Origin of the sequence: Pseudomonas sp. SIMBA_068 (assembly GCF_046534705.1) — a bacterium.
GTDB lineage: Bacteria > Pseudomonadota > Gammaproteobacteria > Pseudomonadales > Pseudomonadaceae > Aquipseudomonas > Aquipseudomonas putida.
This window is the reverse complement of record NZ_JAWRYI010000325.1, coordinates 1-286: the sequence shown is the minus strand read 5'-3', so window position 1 is coordinate 286 and position 286 is coordinate 1. Positions and strand designations below refer to the sequence as shown.

The 286-nt window shown below is 42.7% G+C and carries 1 protein-coding gene; it reads right to left on the bottom strand.

Annotation, left to right across the window (positions count from 1 at the left end):
• Positions 1-251: class II fructose-bisphosphate aldolase (locus SB756_RS29375; RefSeq protein WP_410913075.1), on the bottom strand; the 251-nt coding region annotated here is incomplete at its 3' end.
• Positions 252-286: the final 35 nt, after the last annotated feature.

Genomic DNA, 286 nt, shown 5'->3' with positions numbered 1-286 from the left:
CGATTTACACAATTAAGATCTTCAAAGCACTGGATGAGTCTTGTTACCATATGCTGCTCAGAGTGACGAAGCCACACGCGTGGGTCATAGTACTTTTTGTTAGGTTTATCATCACCGTTAGGGTTACCAATTTGACCTTGTAGGTAGGCCTCGTTGCTGTTGTAGTAATCTAAAACACCGTTCCAACATGCCCACTGCGTATCGGTATCAATGTTCATTTTAACTACGCCATACGTTAATGACTCTGCAATTTTTTCTTCCTCTGAACCACTGCCCCCGTGAAATA